This window comes from Flavihumibacter sp. ZG627 (assembly GCF_000814325.1).
GTDB lineage: Bacteria > Bacteroidota > Bacteroidia > Chitinophagales > Chitinophagaceae > Flavihumibacter.
In genome coordinates this window covers 81,312-103,798 of the sequence record NZ_JPHF01000007.1, presented here as the reverse complement: position 1 = coordinate 103,798, position 22,487 = coordinate 81,312, and the positions used below count along the sequence as shown (strand labels likewise).

Sequence of the window (22,487 nt, the reverse complement as noted above, 5' to 3'; positions counted from 1 at the left end):
GTTTATACTTTGTCTGATGAATTAATTTTAGCTGTTTGTGACTCGCTGATATGCCGGTACGCATTTTCTACCATCACAATGCCATCATCTACCACAACACCAATTGCCAGTGCAATACCAGTTAACGACATGATGTTGGAAGAGATGCCAAATAGTTCAAGAAAAATGAAACCGGCGGCAACTGAAATGGGCAATTGGATAAGAATGATAACTGCACTGCGCCAATGGAAAAGAAAGATGAGCACTATTAATGACACTGCAATCATTTCCTCAATCAACGTTCCTTTTACAGAATCAATGGCTTCCTGAATTAAGGTGCTGCGATCATAAGAAGTTTTAAAGGTTACGCCTTCAGGCAGGCCTTTCTCAACTTCTTTCATTTTTGCTTTTACTGCTTCAATTACTTTATTGGCATTTTCATTATAACGCATCACTACAATACCACCTACAACTTCGCCTTTGCCGTCCATATCAAAAATGCCAAGACGTAAATCACCACCCATTTGAACAGAGCCAATATCTTTTACCCTTACAGGAATGCCATTGTAGTTACTCAATGCAATATTCTCAACATCCTCTTTGTTTTTTATATAGCCCAACCCCCGGATGATATAAGCCATGTCTGCCATTTCAAATTTCCTGCCGCCAACGTCATTGTTATTCGCTTTCACTCTATTCATTACATCCATCAGCGAAATATTATAATACTGCAACTTCACCGGGTCAACGACCAACTGGTATTGTTTTTCAAAACCACCGAAGGATGCAACCTCAGCAACACCCGGCACTGTTTGCAATGCAAACTTGATGTACCAATCCTGCAATGCACGTTGTTCGCCCAAATCCATTTTCGGCGCATCCAGATGATACCAATAGATGTGACCAACACCTGTTCCATCAGGTCCAAGTGATGGTGTTACTCCTTGCGGCAATAGACGTTGTGCAAAATTTAAACGTTCCAATACTCTTGTTCTCGCCCAATAGATATCAACGTTGTCTTCAAAAATCACATACACGAAACTCATACCGAACATCGAAGAGCCCCGGATGTTTTTGATTTTTGGGATACCCTGTAAATTGCTCACCAACGGATATGTTACCTGGTCTTCCATCACCTGCGGACTGCGACCCATCCACTCTGTAAAAACGATTACCTGGTTCTCACTCAAATCAGGAATGGCATCAATAGGGTTTTGCCTGACTGAGTAAATGCCATACGCAAACAGGCCGCCTGCCAGGAGCAGAACAATAAGCCTGTTGCGTAAAGCCAGCTCAATAAATTTTTGAACCATAACTTGATTTTAGGTATTCAAAGTAGTTACAACCAGTACTTAGTTAGTTTTCTCTTTTAAGTCCATGCCGCATTTGGAACACTTGCCTGGTTTATTGCTCGTAATATCTGAATGCATGGGACATGAGTACATTTTCATTACCTCTTTTTTCATTTTTTCTTTCGGTGACAGGTTAAGATCCATGCCGCATTTAGAACACTTTCCGGGTTTATTACTGGTAACTTCAGCATGCATAGGGCATGAGTAATTCTTCATTACCGCTACCTTCATTTGTTCTTTTTTTGAACGTTCCAGCTTCATGCCGCAAACAGGACAGTTACCTGGTTTCTTCATAGCGACTGTATCATGCATTGGGCAGCTATAAAGTGTAGCATGTTTTAGTGTGTCTTTTTTGCCTGCTTTTTCCTGGGCATGGACAGAAACGGTCATGATGGTTAACGCTGCCATCATCAGCATTTTAAAAGCTTTCATGTTGTTTGATAATTTGTTTTTTCGATTTACTTTTTAAGTCAGTCATCTCAATCTTGAAGTGTTACAATTTCATAGTTCGGTAATGACAACAATCTGGCAGTTTGTTGTAAACAGCGTCTTCAGCTTTGTACTTTTCGGTATCATTACCTACAGATGCTATGCTTCTTTGGGCTTTATCTCCAGCATCTTTTTTAAATACGCTGTACTTCAAAACAAGTATTTGTGTGTACTCATTCCATACAGCCGACTTCACTCCATCCACTGAATATGCCGCAGTTTCAATTCTTCTTTTATCCATGCCGCATGTACCGGATACTTTAATTTTTTCTGTTTTGATGCCAATGGTTCTTTCTGTTTTGTCGCTTTGTGCATTGGCAAATGACACTGTAACTACCAAAATGGCTACAGTAAAAAGCATTTTTAGCGTTTTCATTTTTTAAATTTTAAATGTTAGGAATATTTATTTGACACATAGAAATGCCAATAGCCCGACAAAAGGATTGTCCGGCTTCTAAAAAAATGTAATCTTTAAATCAGGAAAGTTCTGTGGAGAATATAAACAGCAACAGCATTACTTCGTGGAGGTGCATTGCTGACGGGGTTTTCTTCAGTTACGGAAGAAATTTGTATAGAAGGTAATTCAGCATATTCAGGAATAAAGGATGCTCCCATTATTCCCATCAACTGAAATGAAGATTCGACAATTTTCTGATCACTGCTATTCTTTACAAACTTAAGTTCATCCTTGCAGCAACCCTTTTCTTTGGCCTCACTGGTTTTCATTCCACAACTGCCACAGGTTTCGGATTCTTTATGACCCAAACCCCATTCTGCAAGCTTGCCCATACAGTAGTGCATATGCACGGTAGCACCAGCGGAAGTACTGATGTACAAGACTGCTAATATGACTGCTGCAAACCTTTTCATCTATATCAAAGTTATAATAATCTATTTAGATTTTTTCCTATTTCTGTTAACCCAACACAAAGGAATGAATTTAACTGTATTAGGTATATGACAAGTATCAGTTCGGCACATGAGTTCTGTAAGTAGGTCAACTATGATAATTATTTACAGCAATCCTTCTTTCTTACAAAGATCGCTTTGAATATTTTCCAGAAAAAATGTCCTATTGATTTTACTATGGTCATTACAGCATTGTTACTAACATAATTGCACTCATTCCAATCATAAGTGCATCTTCAATAATAGTGATGGTACTCATGGGCAAATTAAACACATCACCAAGGCAGGCACATTTTATTTTACGCTTATTTAAAACACTTTGTAAAACTCCGATAATGCTTACTGTCATCACCACAAAGGTAACAGAATTGGTAAGGATGGGATTGAAGCCGACAAGAAAGGCTATACCCAAAGCCAGCTCAGTGAAAGCATACACGTAGCCCCAGCCATTCCATTTTTTTGCAACAATATCATACATGCTGTAGCTCTCAACAAAACCTTTCAGGTTAAGCAACTTAAAAAATGAAAAAACTAAGAAAAACCCGGCCATAAAATGACCCATCCATCGCATCCAGATGAAATCTCCATGTATATATTCTGTAAGAAAAGTGACACCCGTAATATAACCGAATATCAACAAGATTGGTTTATAAGTCGCTATCCATGATCTTCCTTCTTCTTTTTCTATCGCTGAAACAACAGTATGAATTGGAGGATGCGTTTCTGATAATTGGTATTTAGGGTAATCGTTTAATGAAGCTTTCAAATCCTCAGTTGCTATATGCTTATCCATATCAATAATAGCTTCTCCTTTTGCTAAATCAATACGAACATTTTTAACGCCTGGTACTTTTGATAAAAACCCCTGCACTTTAGCCTGGCAACCGCCGCAGGTCATTCCGCTAATGTTATAAGTATGTGTCATAGTAATAATATCAATGACACAAAGTTCCCTCAACAGGGCCGTGACAATGTTATAGAATTATGGGAAATATTTATACCTATTTGTAATGAACATTATCCAGTGATTGGCGATGGGTATTACCAATTTTTTTAAAATGACGTGGCGTAAGGCCAGTCACTTTCTTAAACTGTGCAGATAAATGGGAAACGCTGCTATAACCTAACCTGTAAGAAATTTCACTAAGGTTCAATTCTCCATATACAATCCATTCTTTTACCTTTTCTATCTTTTGCAAAATAAAAAACTGCTCAATCGTGATGCCTTCAACTTCAGAAAACAAACGGGAGATATAACTGTAATCCTTATTCAATGATTTGCTTAAAAAACCGCTAATGCTAAAATGTTCTTCTACCTCGCCTGACTGCACTTTCTTGATCAGTAAGTTTTTTATTTGTTCAATTTGCTTCTGTTTCTGGTTATCTAATAACTCAAAACCCAACTTTTCCAGGGCTTCGTTAAGCAGTTGGATTTGCTTTGTTGTTGGAACTTTTGCAAGTTCGGCTTCTCCCAAACTGATATTATTGATCTGAAGATGTAGTTTTTCCAGTTCTTGTCTTACAACCAGGATACAACGATTGCAGACCATGTTTTTGATATACAGGATCATTGATACTATTTATTAAGGTGGTGAAGATACTAAGTCTCTCGTTCCAGTTAATTAGTTGAATTTCAACTCCTTTAATACCAAGAAGCTAAAGAAATCCAAAGAGTAGTCTTCCTGAGCTGAGCTATTAAAATAAATAAACAAATTCCATTACTATATAAGCTTTCAATCAGAAATATTAATTTTGAATCGGTTGTTCCATATTGTAAATCCGTGAACATAACATACCTGACTGTTATAGGGTTTTGATTAGTTGTCTTTTGCTAAATGAAAATACTTGAGTATGGAATTAACTTTATCCAATGGGAATCCCCTGAAATTCGAATCCGGATTACCTTCCGATTACTCCGGACCAATTCTTTGTGGAGCTACTTCATTTCAAGCCAAATCAAATCTTGCGGAGCTGGTTATCCAGGAATTGCACGGGGAGTATTATACGATTCGTTTTCTCATTGGAAAATTTTTGAAAAAAATTAATGCAAAGGGCTGGATACATTCCAACGGGCTGTACAGTTATTTTATGCTTAAGAATGGAACCCGCAAACGGATCAATACTATCGGGAACCTGCACATAAGGCAAGATCAATATGCCTGTTTCTTTACAGAATCTTCAGACTGCAGTGCAGTATTTGAAAAGACAAACGAATTCAGGGCACTCGATGTTTTTTATTCGCCAAAACTGTTAGAAGAACTGCTGCCTTATTTTCCCGAACTGAAGAATGTGTTGCTTTCATCATCAGGAATAATACTACCTGGAAAACCTTGCTGGAGCCTGCCCTGTATGAAAGAAATTATCAACCAAATTCTTAATTGCCCTTATGATGAAGCAACCAGGCAATTCTATTTTGATCTGAAGGTGAGGGAGCTTTTGTATCAATTACTCGAAACAGCATTTAAAACAAATCCTTCACAACAATCCTTTACGCCATTTGAAATAGCCCGTATTCATGAAGCAAGAGATATTCTTGAATCATACATATCTAAAAAACCTCCTTCTATCCGTTCTCTATCAAGAAAGGTAGCTTTGAATGAATATAAATTAAAGACCGGCTTTAAGCAATACTTTAATGCAAGCATTTTTGACTGGTTAATTGATCGGAAAATGCAACATGCCAGGCATCTTATCTTAACTACAAACCGACCAATAAAAGATATCTGTGCTATGGTAGGTTATCCTCGCACAACAAACTTCATTACTGCCTTTCGCAGGCGATTTGGAATGACCCCAGGCTCTTTAAGAAGATAATAAATACTTTTCGCAAAACTTATCGGTTCTTAGACAAACCTCTTTGTCAAAAAGTTAATTGATTATTACATGATCTTTATAGTGCATAATAATTGCACTATGAGAAAACTCCTGACTGAACAATTTTTAATAGAACTGACAGCATCTCTATTCATCTTACTTTTCCTTTACACTGGAATTAGTAAGTTAAAGGAACATGAGGAGTTTCAAATAGTATTATCAAAGTCACCTCTTTTAGCAACAAGTGCAATAGCCCTTTCATGGCTGCTTCCAATTGTCGAAATCATAACTTCTGTTTTATTGTTTTTTCCACGTACACGCAAGTATGGATTAGCAGCATCCATGTTGCTGATGGCATTATTTACTTTATACATTTCTTACATGCTGTTATTTACTACAAACCTGCCTTGTTCCTGCGGTGGTGTTTTAAAACAAATGAATTGGTCGCAACATCTTTTGTTTAATATCTTTTTTCTATTGCTAAGTATCCTGGCCTTGTGGCTCTCAAATAATAACAAACTCTTTATTGCAATAAACAGGAATAGCCGAACACCTGTAGAAGAAAGTAGGCATTAATTAATTCAATTAAATATTATTTTATGAAAAAGTATTTGTTGGGAACCATCGCAGCATTTTTAGCTGTTGGTTTTGTCTTGTTACAGTCTTTTAAAACTGAACCAAAGAATGCGAGTCAGAATCTTCAAACGACCTATGATTGGTATCCTGTTGGTGCGGATAATAAAATAAGCAGCACAACAGCAGTCTACAATGACATGCTCAAGGGAGATGTAATTTCTGTGGATGCCTGTAAAGACCAGGTGCTGCCAAACTGTTTATTCGGAACAAATGGAACGGTTACTTTGGGACAGGATATATCAGGACAACCTGCTTCGCAAAGAATAAGACAACAGAATTAATTGAACGACTGAAATTATTAGGGACAAACAGATTACGATTTGTCCCTAATAATTAGTTTTTTTCTTTAAGAATAAGCACATCCATATAGATATATCTTTCAACAAGATCTAAATCATATCGTTTTAATGCCTTACGCAGCCCTTCAATTGTCAAATTCTCTAATTCGTCTTCTGTCATTTCAAAATCAATATTATCACTGTAGCCTGTGCTGTCAATAACTTTTATATCAAATCTCCAGTCACCGAACGCCCTGAATATACCAAACAGGTTTTGAAATGGTTTATTCCGGATAAACCGAACAGGAGGATTTTCTGGGTCGTTATCTTTTGTTTTAAGTTCAACGGAAAAGGTTGTCTGTTCTGGCTTTCCGCCTTTTGTTTTTAGCTTGTCTTTACCTGAAGTTCTAATTAGAACCAAGCACCGAACTTTTCTTTTTTCAATACTGACGGTCAAATTAAAATAGCGTCGTAAATCTTCCTGCATGATTTTGTATTTATCTTTTTTAAGAGCTTCAGGCAGTATTGATTGATAATAATACCCATGCTTTCCCCGCCATTTATCATAACCGGTTCCGGATAGATATTTATACTTTTCTATTTCTTTCACTTCAAGAATTGTTCTTCCATGTTCCCTGAAGCCATGCATTGCATCATTATCAGATTCGTTGAAAGCAAACTGATATAGATCTTGTATAGAACGACAGTCGTAAGGAATGTTATCTCCGGGATAATCAATGTGAAAATTCAATGTATCAGTTCCCTTTAGAATATGTGTACCATACTTTACATGGCTTTCAACGTCTTTCTCAAAAACTGTCTTCAAATATTTTGTATTTGCAGCCTTTGTATAGAGCATCGAGTCCCCCTTTAAGTGGCGATTTATTTTTTCAACTGTAACTTGATCATGCGTTATATAACATAGTTTACCGTTCCCATCAATCCACGCATAAAAAGGTACGCCTTGATGTGGGAGAATGTTATTTAAAATGGAATCTGTTGTTACTAGCGGAATATTTTTGGGAATCTTTAGTCTCTTTCTTTTTTCAAAAAACTCTCTTGTTTTTTCTTTAGAGTCCCTATTCACTAATATCACTTGTATCTGATTATTGAACCGTTGTTGAAAGGAGTCGATTTTTGGAAAGTTTTCGAGACATGGAGCACAATAGAAACTCCAAAAATCAAAGATTACAAGTTTCCCCTTAAAATCGTTTAACACGATATGATCCTTTTCATAATTGAGAACGTTGTAGAATGTATAATTTGGCATTGTTTGCCCAATCTGTAGCTCTTGCGAAATGCCTGTCTTGATTTGGATTGTAAACAGGCAGGCAAAGAGATATCTGTAAGTCAACTTCATAAATTAACTTTTAAGGTAAAAGAATGATGGTTGGATCTAATAGCCGGGATTCTGTATTAGTGAAGTGTTTATTTGAATTTCGGCGAAAGGAACAGGCATAAGAATATCTGTTTCCTGCCAATTATTTCCCTTTAAAGGTGCAAGTATTGTATTGGTAAGTCCGTATCGTTTTAAATCAAGCCAACGATTGCCCCACTCAGCAAATAGCTCAACCCGCCTTTCACTGATTATGGCTGACAGCAATGTGGCTTGATCGCTTGCTAATGTATTTGGAAGTCCGGCTCTCGATCTTACCATGTTCAAATCGGCAATTGCTTCAGCAATTCTATTCTGCCTGGCTCTTGCTTCTGACCGAATCAAATATTGCTCAGAAAGGCGAAGAACGATATTATATTCATCAACTGGGGTTGCAGTCCGTCGCTTATACTTAAACGGATAATAGTACTGGTTGCCATTAACAGTGTTTACTCCGAGCCAGTTAGTCTTGCGGAGATCGCCACTTTCAAACGCAATTTTAAGAGAAGAACTCAGAGAAAAAGTAGGTATACTGGTAATTGAAGATGGGATAAACAAACTGCCTTCAACTGTGTTTCGAGATTCATTTGCAGGTGCAATTTGCCAAATTGTTTCTGCACTAGTAACTTTAAATACATCATTCAGGTTAGCTGGCAAATTGTATCTGCCAGATACAATTACTAGCGATGATAATATCTCAGCGTTTGACCAGTCGCTATTGAAAAGGTATGCTTTCGCCAACAAAGCAGCGGCTGTTAATTTATTGGGACGTAGCCTTCCATTACTTGGATAATCTTCTGAAAGCAGGTTTACTGCATCAGTTAAATCGTTTATTATCTGCTGATATACCTCATTTACTGCAGCCCTCGGTTTGTGTTCATTTTCACGATAGTCGGAGGAAACAATTAATGGAACATCACCAAACAGGTTGACCAGAATAAAATAAGATAGTGCTCTTACCACCTTCATTTCTCCAATCAGTTGTTTTTTTGTGGCTGTTGAAACTCCAGTACTTCGCTGAAGATTTTCCACTATAGCGTTTGTCCTATATAGAACTCTGTAAGCCGAACCCCACATTTGCGAACTAACTATTGTACTTGTTGAAAGAACGGAGTTTTTAGAGAAAGCGTCATATTCCAATACCGGAGTTAGTGGAGTTAGTTCATCTGCGCATAGGCCGCCATAGACACTAAGAGTTCCGTTTGCAAAGGATGGAGAAACGGCTCTCATTTGCAGATAAACGCCATTTACCGCTGACAAAGCAGTTGCGTCGTTTGCAAATAATTGATCTGATTGAATAAGGTTGGGTGAGGCATCAATTTCCACAAATTTCTTGCACGAGGATTGAGTAAAAAATAAAATTGGGAAGGCGACTATTAGAATAAGCTTCAAATATATTTTGTTGTTCATTGCATTATCATTAAAAAGTTATATTAAGACCGGCCACTATAGTTCTTAAAGGCGGCAGTACAAACATGTTTTGTGTTTCGGGGTCGGCCCCTTCATATTTTGTTATAACAAAGAGATTTTGAACGTTTAAGAAGATCATACATTTTTCAGCTTTGATACTGTTTGAGAACTTAGATGGAATATCATAAGACACTGAAATATTTTTACAGCGGATAAAGGAAGCATCGGAAATATTTGCATCGGAAATTGGCAAGTAAATATTCATTTGTTTAAAAGCATCAGATGATGAGCTGGCAGTATATCTTTGAATGTTAGTAACGTCACCGGGCTTTTGCCAGCGGCTTAAAACAGCTACAGGTTGATTTACGAGGCCATAGCCGGGTGTATATATTGAACTATTATTACTTAGGAAATTGTATCCTTTTTGCTTTCTGAATTCGAAGAACACTGTTATCAATAGCCTCTTATACTGCAACGAATTTAACAAGCCACCAAAGAATTTTGGATCAGTATTTACATAATTAATCCTGTCGTTTTTATCCAAAAAACCACTTCCATCAACATCCTCAAACTGGTATAAGCCAGTAGCAGTTTTTACACCCAGATACCGGTATAACCTTCTTGTAGTGATAGATTTTCCTATTATGTAAGTGTTAGAGTAGCTGGATGTGGAGAGGCCCGGAAAAGCAAGGAGCCTATTGCGGTTTGCTGTAAAATTCAGTGATGTTGTCCATGTAAGAGTTTTGGAACTTATATTCTTCGTGCTAAGCTGAAACTCCATTCCTTGATTTTGGAGTAATGCGTCTAGGTTCTTTAAAACACTCACGAAACCTGTTTGGATAGGAAGCGTATAATTAATCAACTGATTATTGCTTCTGTTTCTGTAATAAACTACGGAGAGAAGTATCCTGTTTGATAGAAATCCCAATTCAATGGCAGCTTCAATTTTTTTATTCCTTTCCCAATTAAAATCAGGATTAAATAAAGCTGATGGATTGGTTACGGGAATACCCTGGTAAGTGTTCGGAACTGCTGTCCAAGTATCAAGATATTTATAGTCTCCAATTTGATCGTTCCCTGTAATGCCATAGCTTGCCCGAACCTTTCCAAAACTTATGAACTTAATTCGTTTGGCAAATATTTTTTCATTTGAAAATATCCAGGCACCACCGGCAGCACCAAAATTGGAAAAGCGATTGTTAGGCCCGAACCTGCTTGATCCATCTCTTCTTCCTGAGACATTTAAAATGTAACGGTCTTTGAAATTATAAGTGAGTCGTCCAAAAGCAGCAGTATAGCGATATAGAGCTACACTATTTGTTGTGCGTACTGTTCCTGCACCATTGATAGAACCAAGCAATATGTCATTAGCATAATTGAATGCTTGTACCGAAATAGCATCAGTTCTATTCTCTTGCCAAGTTGCGCCTAAAAGAGCAGTTATATTTCCCAGTTTTGTAGATTTATTATACTCAAACTGAGGTTCTGCAATCCAACTAAGTTGTGTTCGGTTGGCAAAGTTGGCTGATGGGAGACTGCCTGAATTCGGATCAATTGAGGTGCTTGGCTCTGAACTGGTTTCGTTAGCCTGCAGCATATTGTACCCAAGATTAATTCTTGCTTTCATACCTTTTATAACCTCATATCCTATTTCAATATTGGATATGAGATTTCTAAACCTCCCATTATAAGTCGTGTTTAGAGCAGCAAGCGGATTGGGTCTAAACACCACGTTGTTGAGCAAAACATCTTTTTCCTGCCAGCTAATTTTTCCCGAATTATCGTAGAGTCGTACGTTAGGAGGGAGATTCATAAAACTGGTAAGATCAATGATATTTAGTTTATTCTCATTTGAAAGATAGTTGCCATTCAATCGTACTGTTAACTTTTTATTATTGCCAGTATGATTTAGGCTGAAGTTTACCGAGGTCTTAATATCTCCATGTTCTGTTGGAAAGACGGTAGTTTGTCTTTGATAAGCCGCTCCAATGAGAAACTGAGTATTGGTTGAGCCGCCTGTTAATGAAATCTGTGCGTTGGTTATTTGTGCCGTTCCGCCAATGAGTAATTTTTTAAGATCAGTGTACCGGGTAGAATCCCAAACCATGATATCAGGTGCATACCCGGGGTCAGAAGGATCTGCACTTGGTATTAAACCATCATTTAAAAAACCTTCCCGCCGCATCTGGATGTACTGTTGAGTATTTAACATATCCATAGTACGAGTGACTTTACTTAAACCAGAATTTACATTTGCACTGAATCTTGTTTTACCTGGAACACCTTTTTTCGTAGTAATGATAATAACTCCGTTTGCACCTCTGCTACCATAGATCGCTGTGGCGTCGGCGTCTTTCAAAACTTCTATACTTTCTATATTATCAATGCTTATTAGATTGAAAGGACTCATACCTATTTCATCTGTAGCATTGGTTATTTGGTTTAAACGATTGTTGCCTGCAGCATACGGAATCCCGTCTATGATGTAGAGTGGCTCTGACCCTTGTAATATTGAATTTTGTCCCCGTAGTTGAACTTTTACTGCGGCACCATTAATACCGCTGCTTTGTGTAATAGCAAGACCTGGCACACGACCGGATAAAGCGAGAAGTGGATTTCCTACTGGTTGTTTGGTCAGTTCATCCGATGATACTTTACTAATATTCCCCGTATTAAGGCGTCTGCTTGTTTTTCCATAAGCCATCACAATGGTTTCATCAAGCTGCCCAATGGCAACTTTTAGTTTTATTGCAATATTTGTTAGTTTGTTTAATTCTATTTCTTCAGATTGGTAACCGATACTGGTGACAAGTAAGGTCTCGTTTTCATCAATGCCTTTTAGATTAAACTCACCCTTTGAATTTGAAACAGTCATCTTCCCTGATTTCTTCGCTGTAATTGTTACTCCCTCCAGCGGTTCTCCACTTTCACTAACAACTCTTCCTGTAATATCTATGGGATTTGTAACGGTAACACTGCTTTGAGTTGGAATCGTTTTCGTTTGCACAACGATGTATTTATCTTCTATAACGAAAGAAAGCGGTTGATTGCGGAAACACTGTTCAAGAACATCTTTTAAAGAGCCGTTGGTTACCTGGTAGGTAATGGGGCTGGTGTTTTTAAGTTGTGCCCTTGTATATACAAAGGAGTAACCGGTTTGCCTTTTTATTTCTTTAAAGGCTTTTTCTAACGGAGCGTTTTGGAGAGATAAAGATACTGTTTGACCATAGCTTCTTGCAGAAGCCTGAAGGCAGGTGATTACGGTAAACAGGATTAAAAGTTTCATAGTTAGTATGCACTTTAGTCTTTCTCCCGCAGTAATAATTTGCATAGCTTTGTAATGTTTGGGTTTCTGAATTCAGTTGATAGCCTCAGTTGATAGTAAGGGTTAACCCAAACTCCGCCGGCAGTGCTAGTAACACTTCCGGCTTTTTGTTTGTATTAACCGTTGGTTTTATTTAATCGTCAGGGTAATACATAAATCGTTTTGTTTTCAATTTTAAAATGTACATATCCGTTAAGTTCCAGCAAACGCAAAAGCTTTGACAACGGTTCGCTCCGCAATATGCTTGCATTGAATAATTGTTTCACATCTCCTTTGTACACCACTTTTGCATCATACCATCTTTCTACCTGTTTCATGATGGATTCAATCGTTGCATCATGAAAAACAAAGAGCCCGTTTTTCCATGCTGTTATTTCTTCTGTATCAATTCCGGTTCTTTTGGTTATTGCGTCTGTTTTAACAATCGCCTGTGTTCCCGGTTCAAGATTTTCAACACTATTATTTTTTTCAACAGCTACTTTTCCTTCCAATAAGGTTATCTCTTTTTCTGTTTCATTCGTATAAGACATCACATTGAAGTGAGTGCCTAACACGGTAACGGTTGAACCATCCTGCAGCACTACACGAAACGGCTGCTGGTCATTTTTCACTACTTCAAAATAAGCTTCACCATCAATTTCCACTTTGCGTTCATTGGAAGCAAACCTCGATGGGTACATCAATTTTGTTGCCGCATTCAGCCATACCTTAGTTCCATCAGGCAGTGTAACATGGTATTGCCCACCCACCGGTGTGGAGAGTGTATGAATAGACGGGGTTTCATCAGTACTAACACCCGCATCATACACTAACTCTCCAGCGGCCGGTTTGTTCACATGAGAGCCTTTACCAATTTCAATTATTCCGTTGTTAGCCGTTGTTAAATCAATAACGGAACCATCAGAAAGGGTCAGTGTTGCACGGTTGCCACCAGGCTTTAACTGAGTGGTATCAGAAACAGCTATGTTATTATCACTCGTACTGCTGTTTCCTGCAAAGCGATAAATAATAAATACACCAACAATAAGAATAACACTTGCCGCCACCATCCATACAGGACTTAATTGAAACTTTTTTCGGGGTATATCAAATGCGCCTTTTTCCTGCAATGCTTTATACGATTGTTCCGTTTGCACTTTATCCATCCATGCAAGATTGGCTTCAAGGTTTTGTTCATCAGTCAATTCTTCAAAGAGCCGCATATTATCATCGCTTTCGTTCACCCAATCATCCAGTTCATCATGCTCTTTTTCTGTAATCGTATTCCTGATAAAACCTGCTATGAGATAGGCAATACGGTATGCCGGTTGATCCATATCGCTGTAAGGATTTTGTTTCATACTATTAAGTTACTCTGTCTTTGAATAAAAAGAAAGGTCGGGGCAGAAACGTATAAAAAATTAAAAAAAACTTTAATGATCTGAAAGCTGGATGATTGCAGAAGAGAAATTATACTTTTATCTGACCCGAAAAAAAAGATCTTACAATCCTAATTTAACTATTGTGCATTTTTTGATTTTTTCCGTATTTCTATTATTACCAAAATCATAAGTATTCCAAATAGTATTCCCGATGAACCAATTGTCCCAAAATTTAGCCCACCTTTGTCAAGTGGTTTTGTAAGTAAGTCCCCAAAAGTTGCACCAAACGGCCTCGTCAAAACAAAAGCTAACCAAAATAAAATAATGTGTGAGATTTTTGTAAAAAAGTAAGCAAAAATTATTACGAGCAATAAACTGCCAATTAAAAATGCACCACCCGAAAAACCAAGCCCTGAATTGTCTGCTAAAAAATCGCCTAATGCTGTTCCTAATGTGTTTGAAATTAATATTGCTGTCCAATAAAATATTTCGCCTCTTTTGGTTAGTATATCTGTTACCGATAAAGATTTTTCTTTTGTTTTCCAAATGATAAGTGTAAAAACTAAGAGAGAAATTAAAATTAAAGAGCCAGTAGCATAGCCTAAGCCCAAAGTCCTGTCCATAAAATCTGACATAGTAGTTCCTGCGGTACTTGTTGCCAGTATTACAGTCCAATAAATTACGGGGTTATACTTTTTTGAAAACAATTGAACTGCAAGTGTAACAAAAAAGAAACCTAACAAAATAGCTGAACTGATAGCATAACCAACCTTCATCGTTTGTGCTAATAAATCCCCTGCGGTTTCGCCCAGTGTAGTTGCACAAATTTTCATTACCCAAAATGAAACTGTGATTTGTGGTAATTTATTTATGCTACTCATTTACGTAGTTTTATTTCATTCTCTATATTCTTCAATATATCTAATTGTTTCGCCTGACTATCAAACAGCGTTTTTATTTGTGCTTCTAAAAACAAATCAAATTTCTGATGCAAATTTCTTACTTCTAATTCTGCCTTAAGATTTATCAGATAATCATTCTCACTTCTCTTTCTGTCTTTTTCTTCTTTTCGGTTTTGGCTCATCATAATTATAGGCGCTTGCAATGCAGCAATAGCAGATAATACTAAATTCATAAGAATGAAGGGATAAGGATCAAAATCATCCCTTTTAGGGGAAAGGGTATTGAATAAAACCCAAACAGCAAGTATAACTGAAAAACTAATTATAAATTTCCAACTGCCACCAAACCTTGCAACTTTATCGGAAACACTTTGGCCCCTATTTAAAATTTCTTCAGGCGGATGTAAAAGATTTTCAACAATTAATTTTTCTTCTTCAATTGCTTGTTGAACTATTTGTTGAAGTTTGATCAATTGTTCGCTTTCTGATTTGAGAAGATTTACTGAATCGGGATTCATTTTTATAAAATTTATTTAACGAAATTAAAAGTGATGAGTAAAATAATAATGAAAATTCCAACCAGGGAGAGCATAAAAAAATAATCGGCAATTGTTTCAAACCGTTCTTCTCTGATTTCGTTTTTTGTTCGGATGGAAATAAATGAAAATCCGCATGAGAAGGTCAAAAGAAGAGAAATGATTGAAGTCAATTCGTCAATAATGAGCGTTTCGGTTAGATTTGCAATGCGTAGTGATGTAATTACAAACAGGCAAAATCCCAAGAGGTTTGCTGATGTGTTTAGGATGTGTTGAGATGTATTATTTGCCATCTTATGAAGGTAAATCTTAAACACACAATGTACTTCAATGAATTGTTGGAGTACAATTACTGCCTATTTCATTTGCATTTGTGAACAACTGAAGCCGATTGAAAAACTAATGATGAAGTTAAATTCTTTTGTTGAGATTTATTCGTTCGAAGCCAAATTGAAAAACAAAAGTTGAACCACGGCTTCCGTATGCCCCATTTTGAAAGCCCCGGTTGGCGGTTTGTTTTTTTGGGGGGATGATCCCTTTTGGTTAATTAAGAGTTTTAATTTTAGGCACCGCTACCCCTTTTATTAATAACCAAAAGCAAAATATCCATTCTCCAATTGCACAGGGTATAATAATGGCAGGATAAATTAATTTTACCAAGTCTGGGAAAAGAAACCATATGAAGCTATTAGCGATATAACATATACCGCCAATTAACAGAAGTATTCCTAAGAATTTTTTAAAGAGCCGTGACTGATAAATCAAGAATCCAAGAATAATCAGATGAAAGCCAAAAAATAAAAGACTGATGTTATATCCTGTACCATGTAACCTTATAGACAATAATGCAAATGCATTGAGTTGGGAAGATGTAAAAACATCAAGGTAGTTTGAACCCTTCAAAAAGGATAATGCCGCATAATGAGTCAAAGCGGCAACACTTAAAATAATTATACTTGAAAGTCTGAATAAAGTCGAAAGTAAGGATAAATTCCTGCTGGTATCTTTAAGTAATATGTAGAGAATTGTCGTTACTCCTATATCACAAACTAACATCAACAATTCACTGACAAAACCGAATCGGTACCAAAATTCAGAAGCCAGGATGTTTTTTGCAGTAGTTGTTGCATTGTCGTAGTCAACCAGGTTGTCACGAACAAAAATTTGAGCAATGAGTCCAAAAATTATGATTAGTAAATAAAGGAACCCTGCGATTCTTGCAATTTTTACTTTTGAATCCATTTTTACTTTAATGCGATACGTATAATTGAAGGATTTGTTACAATTTTAGTATTTCAGGACGTAAGAATCTTTTAAAAATGACCGCCAACATATAAATTTACACAACCCTCATTGATTACAAAAAATTTTAAGGTTTGATTTTTTTTAATTGCCATATGCACTTTTTAGACCTTCCTATCGGCAGACAGGTTGTGAATTGCACAATTGCATTTTAAATCACATGAATATTTCAGTATTTGTGCTTTCTCTTAGGCCGAAAGTTTAGCAGAAATAAAATAACAACAGAAACTGTTTGAATTTTTTACGAAGCACAGTGAGTCCTTGTTTTTTTTGGTTTCTTACAGTACCCGGAGTTACATTTAATTCGGCAGCAATTTCAACACTTGATTTACCCTCCAGGTAATACATAGTAAGCACTCGCTGGCTGCCAGGTGTAAGTTCTTTTAAAGCAGAACGGATCAATCGGTATGTTTCTGTTCTTATAAGATGGTTATAAGGTGTATCATAATTAATGTCTGGTTCAGTAGCAAACTCTTCTACACTATTTCGCTTTTTCTCCTTTCGTAAGTAATGCATCGCATCCCTGTAAACTATTTTATACAGGTATGCACGTATCGCACCATAACTATCGAGCTTATGGTGCATCTTCCATATTTTAATAAACGCACCTGAAGCAATTTCTTCGGCAACAGAAAAATCCTGAATCCACTTATTCGCATACAGTGAAAGTGCGGGGAGAAACTCACGATAAAAAAAAGCAAGCCCCTGTTCTTCTCCTTGATGGAAAAGCAGTGCCATTTGTATTTGTTTAATATTGTTCCTATGCTCCAAGACAAACAGTTTGATTACAAATACTCATCTATAGATGATTGTACAGAACATTTTCATTGTTGAATTTCACCGCTTACTAATAAGTAAGTGGCAAAATCTAAAATTGATATTTATGTTATTGACCTTGTGAAAGAAAAAAGGATTGAAAAAAATCTTTCACAGGCTGACCTTGCTTACGAACTTGAAGTTTCCGTTGGTTTTATAGGGATGGTTGAAAGCCCCAATTACTCAACTCATTATAATCTTAAACATCTAAATGACCTTGCGAAGATTTTAAAATGCAGCCCGCAAGATTTTCTCCCTAAAAAGCCCGTATGAAATATTTTTATTTGTCCTTGAGGCTCTAAATTACATAAGTTTTCTCAAATACTCACCTATAGATGATTGTATTGCGTAGCACCCTTGGTGATCTTTATAATCACCAATAGGTGATTAATGCGGACAGAATTGGATCAATATATTATCGACCGTATTCGGGAAAAGCGAATGGCTTTAAAAATGAGCCAAGAAGCTCTTTCCGAAAAAATGGGATTTAAATCCAATGCTTTTGTTGCTGCTACGGAAAGTCCTCGATCAACCAAAAAGTATAATCCTGTTCACATGAACAAGGCTGCGGTAATCTTTAATTGTCCTCTTTGGGATCTGATTCCACAACATCCTATCATTGATAACAAAACAATTAAGCCATTAGTAAAGGGCAAAGACGCTAATACAAATTCATCGCAATAAATTTCAATGAAAAACAATTGAAATATTTGAAAAGCTTTTGCAAAAAGAAAGAGAAAAGTATTAGGAGGTAAAGAAGAGTAAAAAGTGATTACTAATTATAGATGATAAAATAAAAAATCCCCGCACTTGCGGGGATTTTTTATTTTATCAAAAACTATTAAACCTTATCTTATGAAATATTCGTTTCTGAATTAACATTCAATAGTGAAATATCTTATTGCATTCAGTCATTTTCTTCCGATCAAGCCTGCCAGATTATACACTCTGAACGGTTTTGAAGGTGCTGTTTGTGAGTATTATATACTCACAAACAGCACCTTGGATTATAGGAATGTTACAATATTTTCCAAAAATGTAACATAATAGATTTTAAAATGTTACAATTATTTGTAAATTTGTAACAAATGAACAAGGCGCATACATCCATAAATAACTATTTATCAAAGGTTAAAAGGGGTTCAATCCTCTTTCCGACTGATTTCCGGGGCATGGGAACAGAGGGGGCTATAAAAATGGCCTTATCCCGGCTGGTTAAGGAAGGAAAACTTAAGAGAGTGGCGCATGGCATATACTATGTGCCCAAAACCGACCCGTTATTAGGCGAATTACATCCGGGTGCAGAAAACATAGCCGAAGCCATTGCACAAAAAGAAAAAATACTGATAAAACCCTCCGGAGCCTCCGCTCTTAATAAATTGGGGCTAAGTACCCAGGTACCAATGAGGTTGGTATATATCACTAATGGCTCGCCCAGGAAGATAAAGATCGGGAGAACGACAGTTGTATTCAAAGCCACCACCAGTAAAAAACTGGCCATGGAAGGCCCGATAAGCGGGTTAGTAATACAAGCCCTTGAAGAGCTGGATTTAACGAACGTACACCCTGAATCTGCAAAGAAAATAAAGAACCTCTTGATGAAAGAAAATGCAAGTAAACTAAAACATGATCTTGCATTGGCACCGGCTCGCCTGCACGACTATATCATGAAACTATTAAACGAAAAAGATAATGACAGGATGGTTGAAACTGACAGATGATCAACGAAGGGAAACATTGGACCAGGTACAGCGAGTGACCGGTATAAATGTAAAAGCAATTGAAAAAGACTGGTGGGTAACATTGGTTTTAAAAGCCCTTTTTCAAACAGCAATGGCCGGGCATTTCATGTTCAAAGGAGGAACCTCGCTAAGCAAAGGCTGGAAGCTGATTCCACGTTTTTCAGAGGATATTGATATTGCTCTTCACCCAAATGCTTTTGGCAGAGATTATTTAGACAATCCCTCGCATTCATACGTAAAGCAATTGAAGCGGGAAGGTTGTGCCTTCACCAGCACCACCATCAAAGACGCATTGCAGCAATCATTGCTTTCTTTGGGAGTACCAGAGGGTATGCTGGACATAATAGCTGAAGAAGTAAAGCCGACCATGCCCGATAAAGACCCGCAATCGCTTTATGTTAATTATCCATCACTTTACCAACCTAATCCTTACCTGGCTGATGCAGTAAAAATTGAATTCAGTGTGCGGTCGCTTGCCGAGCCATCTGAAATAATACAAATACATTCTTTACTCAATGAATATTTCCCCAATCCGGCTTATGCAGAAACCCCGTTTGCTGTGAGAACAGTAGTGCCAAGGAAAACGTTCATTGAGAAAGTGCTTTTGCTGCATGAGAAATTTGCCAATCCTGCATTGTCAAAACTTCAGGGAGATCGTATGTCAAGACATTTGTACGACTTGGTTATAATGATGGAAACAGCAGTATTGAATGAAGCGTTAAACGACAAGAAGCTTTTCAATTTATTATTGCAACATCGGGCTGGCTATATACGTGTAATCAATTATGAAGGAATGACTGTTGAAAGCTTAGCGTTCATCCCTTCTCAGGATTTGATGGAATTGTACCGGCAGGATTATGAGTTTATGCAGGCCAATATGATCTATAGTGAATCTCCTGATTTTGCAGACCTCTTGAAAAAATTAAAATGGCTCAATGGTAAATTCAGAGTAGCTAATGAACATCTAAGCCTGGAACAGTTAGCTGAGGAGGGTTTACAGCAACTACAGGCCGACTGGGAGCATGAACCAGATAATACCCTTTTACAAACAGTGGTGGTAAAGGTGATAGATCCTTATTTGCCTTCTGGACCTGCGAATAAAGCAGTTAATTATGTAGTTCGATTTCTAAAAATCAATGGCAAGTTGATATTTGAAGATATCGCTATTCAAAACAAAACTCAATAGCAAGAAGAGAAAAGGAAAATAGTGATTAATTGTTCCAATGTTTCATCAACTCGAACATATTACAATAGAAAATTTCAAGTCGATCCGGTATTTACAGGTTAAAAATCTCAATCGGATCAACCTATTTATTGGCAGGCCTAATGCTGGCAAGTCAAATTTTATTGAAGTTTTGTCATTGTTTTCTATACCATTTCTTACAGAAAATGTTTCAAAGAAATTACCAACCTTGTTAAGGATTGAAAAGGAAACCGAATTATTCTATAATGGAAATTTTGAAAAGGATGCGGTTGTTTCAACTAATATAGGAAAGTGCAAACTGAGCTGTAGCCCAACAGAACGTTTAAAAATTGATATTGATTTTTTGAGCAAGTCTTTTCATTATGAAGTTGATGATAGGCTTGTTGTAAAGAGTGTTTTCAGGAATGAGTATTTTGAGCCACTGGTAAAAAAATATGTATTTAAAACTGGTGTTAAATATAGTAGGTCACATTCAAAATATTTGATTCCACCATTTGGGTTCAACTTGTTTAGCATTATCCAGCATTATGCTGATTTGAAACAACAAGTACATGAACTCTTCGAAGAATATAATCTGAAGATTGCATTTGACAAAGCAAGCCACACATTTAAGATTCTTCAGTTGAATAGAAACAATGAGATAATGCTGGTTCCCTATAGTTCAATTGCGGGCACTTTGCAAGAAATTGTTTTCTACAAGACAGCAATTGCTACTAATAACAACAGCATCCTCTTGTTTGAAAATCCCGAGGCACATTCGTTTCCACTTTATTTGAGGCATTTTACCAAGGATATGATTTATAAAAAGGATAATCAATACTTCATTACAACCCACAGCCCGTTTATCTTAAACGATCTGCTAGAAAATGGTCGTGGTGAACTTGCTGTTTTTGTTGTTCACTACGAAAGTCATGAAACGATAGTGCGAAAACTGAGCAGCGATGAACTGAATGAGGTTTATCAAAACGGAGTAGATTTATTTACCAACAATGAGAGTTTCGTTTAACGGATAGGACCAATGCAGAATCGTAGAAAAACGAAACCCGATAGTTTGACCTAAATCAGGGACTACCGGGAATGGTATTTACTAAAGTTAGGCAAAGCAGATCAAAACATCTAGGCTCTCTTGAGGTTCGCCTCAACCCTTCGAAAATATTTTTTGTACATTTCTTGAAAGAACTAATCTATGACTCCTTCTGAGTTTCATGAACTTGATGGCGATGCACAAATACTTGAAATTTTTCATCATGCCATTGAGCTTGCCGTACGGGAAGATGCAGAACACAGGTATCACTTATACCAGCTACATAATTTTTATGTAGATGAAATATGGCATAAAGAAGATTGTGTGAGGTTGGTGATAAAAACATTTACTTCTGTTAACTCGGCCATGCTGCGGCCTTATTTGGATAAGATTGATATAAGTAAACTTGAGAGATAATGCATCTTGGATTCTATATGACCAATCACCTGGATTATGTTTACCTTTTGAACAGAGGGAGCTATAAAAATGGTTCTAACTTTTGTTGAATCCTTCTTTGTTTTTAGGACGCATATTTGCAGATGCGGATGATCAAAGTAAAGGATTAAATAAAAAGAAACCGCTATTCATTAAATAGCGGTCTATTATAATGCCCTGCTTTCAAAGGGGTTCTCAATAAAGGTTGTTTATTCTTCTAATAAAGTTAATAAACAGAAGCTGAAAATGCAAGGCTCTAAGAAAGCCGTATAGAAATACGGCTTTACCATTACCTGATTAAGTTTTGAACTCAAATCCTGTATAAGTTACAAAAAAGAAAGCAGCTTATAAAAGCCGCTTTGATGAACGGAACTGCTACATTCCGTGTGGGTTCAATTGTAAACCCAAAACAAAATTTCATTGCCAAAATACAAATTCTATTGAAATAAGCAAGCGGGCATAGGAAGCTATCAGACTATTGACTCTTGGCAGAATTAATGAAGGAACATATTGATTATGCTATCAAAGACACTCCAAGAAATCTTTTGACCTAAACTATGAGGAGAAAAGTATTCGATATTTTTTGTACATTTCTTAA

Annotated in this window: 24 protein-coding genes; 9 read left to right on the top strand and 15 right to left on the bottom strand. The window is 36.8% G+C overall.

The window, feature by feature from the left end; all coding sequences use genetic code 11:
* Positions 1-2: 2 nt before the first annotated feature.
* The 6 genes from HY58_RS14025 to HY58_RS14000 form a co-directional block, all read right to left on the bottom strand.
* Positions 3-1,292, bottom strand: a complete 1,290-nt coding sequence (locus HY58_RS14025) for an efflux RND transporter permease subunit (protein WP_039133151.1) — start codon at positions 1,290-1,292, stop codon at positions 3-5.
* A gap of 39 nt (positions 1,293-1,331) precedes the next feature.
* Positions 1,332-1,763, bottom strand: a complete 432-nt coding sequence (locus HY58_RS14020; RefSeq protein WP_039133150.1) for a heavy metal-binding domain-containing protein — start codon at positions 1,761-1,763, stop codon at positions 1,332-1,334.
* 61 nt (positions 1,764-1,824) lie between these two features.
* Positions 1,825-2,196, bottom strand: a complete 372-nt coding sequence (locus HY58_RS14015) for a hypothetical protein (RefSeq protein ID WP_039133149.1) — start codon at positions 2,194-2,196, stop codon at positions 1,825-1,827.
* A gap of 95 nt (positions 2,197-2,291) precedes the next feature.
* Positions 2,292-2,690: a hypothetical protein gene (locus tag HY58_RS18985; protein ID WP_052324141.1), complete on the bottom strand. Its 399-nt coding sequence runs from the start codon at positions 2,688-2,690 to the stop codon at positions 2,292-2,294.
* Positions 2,691-2,913: 223 nt separating this feature from the next.
* Positions 2,914-3,654 (bottom strand): heavy-metal-associated domain-containing protein, encoded by a 741-nt coding sequence (locus tag HY58_RS14005; RefSeq protein ID WP_039133147.1) that lies wholly within the window; start codon positions 3,652-3,654, stop codon positions 2,914-2,916.
* Between the two features lie 76 nt (positions 3,655-3,730).
* On the bottom strand, positions 3,731-4,204 hold the full coding sequence (locus HY58_RS14000; protein ID WP_253271573.1) for an AraC family transcriptional regulator: 474 nt from the start codon (positions 4,202-4,204) through the stop codon (positions 3,731-3,733).
* A 376-nt stretch (positions 4,205-4,580) separates the two neighbouring features.
* Between HY58_RS14000 and HY58_RS18980 the strand changes: the two genes are divergently transcribed.
* The 3 genes from HY58_RS18980 to HY58_RS13990 all read left to right on the top strand — a co-directional run bounded on the left by HY58_RS18980 (position 4,581) and on the right by HY58_RS13990 (position 6,460).
* Positions 4,581-5,543 carry an AraC family transcriptional regulator gene (locus tag HY58_RS18980; RefSeq protein WP_052324140.1) on the top strand — a complete coding sequence of 321 codons (963 nt, stop codon included), beginning with the start codon at positions 4,581-4,583 and terminating at the stop codon, positions 5,541-5,543.
* A 99-nt stretch (positions 5,544-5,642) separates the two neighbouring features.
* Positions 5,643-6,119 (top strand): MauE/DoxX family redox-associated membrane protein, encoded by a 477-nt coding sequence (locus HY58_RS19240; protein WP_072037630.1) that lies wholly within the window; start codon positions 5,643-5,645, stop codon positions 6,117-6,119.
* Between the two features lie 23 nt (positions 6,120-6,142).
* The gene (locus tag HY58_RS13990) at positions 6,143-6,460 is read left to right on the top strand and encodes a hypothetical protein (protein WP_039133140.1); all 318 of its coding nucleotides are present in this window, start codon (positions 6,143-6,145) and stop codon (positions 6,458-6,460) included.
* A gap of 52 nt (positions 6,461-6,512) precedes the next feature.
* Here the strand turns inward: HY58_RS13990 and HY58_RS18975 are convergent, their stop codons facing one another.
* The 9 genes from HY58_RS18975 to HY58_RS13945 all read right to left on the bottom strand — a co-directional run bounded on the left by HY58_RS18975 (position 6,513) and on the right by HY58_RS13945 (position 17,406).
* A complete protein-coding gene (locus HY58_RS18975; protein ID WP_052324138.1) occupies positions 6,513-7,817 on the bottom strand; it encodes a TlpA disulfide reductase family protein in 1,305 nt (434 codons plus the stop codon).
* Positions 7,818-7,853: 36 nt separating this feature from the next.
* A complete protein-coding gene (locus tag HY58_RS13980) occupies positions 7,854-9,242 on the bottom strand; it encodes a RagB/SusD family nutrient uptake outer membrane protein (protein WP_039133138.1) in 1,389 nt (462 codons plus the stop codon).
* A 10-nt stretch (positions 9,243-9,252) separates the two neighbouring features.
* Complete coding sequence (locus HY58_RS13975) at positions 9,253-12,528, bottom strand: SusC/RagA family TonB-linked outer membrane protein (protein ID WP_052324136.1); 3,276 nt, start codon at positions 12,526-12,528, stop codon at positions 9,253-9,255.
* A gap of 179 nt (positions 12,529-12,707) precedes the next feature.
* Positions 12,708-13,907: a FecR family protein gene (locus HY58_RS13970; RefSeq protein ID WP_052324135.1), complete on the bottom strand. Its 1,200-nt coding sequence runs from the start codon at positions 13,905-13,907 to the stop codon at positions 12,708-12,710.
* Positions 13,908-14,065: 158 nt separating this feature from the next.
* The gene (locus HY58_RS13965) at positions 14,066-14,809 is read right to left on the bottom strand and encodes a hypothetical protein (RefSeq protein WP_216593806.1); all 744 of its coding nucleotides are present in this window, start codon (positions 14,807-14,809) and stop codon (positions 14,066-14,068) included.
* Entirely contained in the window at positions 14,806-15,348 is a 543-nt protein-coding gene (locus HY58_RS13960) for a DUF1003 domain-containing protein (protein ID WP_039133136.1), read from the bottom strand. Before HY58_RS13960 ends, HY58_RS13965 begins: the two co-directional genes overlap by 4 nt.
* Before the next feature lie 11 nt (positions 15,349-15,359).
* Positions 15,360-15,659 (bottom strand): hypothetical protein, encoded by a 300-nt coding sequence (locus tag HY58_RS13955; protein WP_039133134.1) that lies wholly within the window; start codon positions 15,657-15,659, stop codon positions 15,360-15,362.
* Between the two features lie 250 nt (positions 15,660-15,909).
* Positions 15,910-16,608 (bottom strand): DUF4386 domain-containing protein, encoded by a 699-nt coding sequence (locus HY58_RS13950; RefSeq protein ID WP_039133132.1) that lies wholly within the window; start codon positions 16,606-16,608, stop codon positions 15,910-15,912.
* A 261-nt stretch (positions 16,609-16,869) separates the two neighbouring features.
* Positions 16,870-17,406 (bottom strand): RNA polymerase sigma factor, encoded by a 537-nt coding sequence (locus HY58_RS13945; RefSeq protein WP_039133131.1) that lies wholly within the window; start codon positions 17,404-17,406, stop codon positions 16,870-16,872.
* 120 nt (positions 17,407-17,526) lie between these two features.
* On the opposite strand from HY58_RS13945, the gene HY58_RS13940 reads away from it, so the two are divergent.
* The 6 genes from HY58_RS13940 to HY58_RS13915 all read left to right on the top strand — a co-directional run bounded on the left by HY58_RS13940 (position 17,527) and on the right by HY58_RS13915 (position 21,871).
* The gene (locus HY58_RS13940; RefSeq protein ID WP_039133130.1) at positions 17,527-17,757 is read left to right on the top strand and encodes a helix-turn-helix domain-containing protein; all 231 of its coding nucleotides are present in this window, start codon (positions 17,527-17,529) and stop codon (positions 17,755-17,757) included.
* 117 nt (positions 17,758-17,874) lie between these two features.
* Positions 17,875-18,168, top strand: a complete 294-nt coding sequence (locus tag HY58_RS18970) for a helix-turn-helix domain-containing protein (protein ID WP_052324134.1) — start codon at positions 17,875-17,877, stop codon at positions 18,166-18,168.
* Positions 18,169-18,572: 404 nt separating this feature from the next.
* A complete protein-coding gene (locus HY58_RS13930) occupies positions 18,573-19,205 on the top strand; it encodes an AbiEi antitoxin N-terminal domain-containing protein (protein WP_039133129.1) in 633 nt (210 codons plus the stop codon).
* Complete coding sequence (locus tag HY58_RS13925) at positions 19,177-20,412, top strand: nucleotidyl transferase AbiEii/AbiGii toxin family protein (RefSeq protein ID WP_039133127.1); 1,236 nt, start codon at positions 19,177-19,179, stop codon at positions 20,410-20,412. The genes HY58_RS13930 and HY58_RS13925 overlap by 29 nt, the downstream gene beginning before the upstream one ends.
* A gap of 37 nt (positions 20,413-20,449) precedes the next feature.
* A complete protein-coding gene (locus HY58_RS13920; protein WP_039133124.1) occupies positions 20,450-21,436 on the top strand; it encodes an ATP/GTP-binding protein in 987 nt (328 codons plus the stop codon).
* Positions 21,437-21,616: 180 nt separating this feature from the next.
* Positions 21,617-21,871 (top strand): hypothetical protein, encoded by a 255-nt coding sequence (locus HY58_RS13915; protein WP_039133121.1) that lies wholly within the window; start codon positions 21,617-21,619, stop codon positions 21,869-21,871.
* Positions 21,872-22,487: the final 616 nt, after the last annotated feature.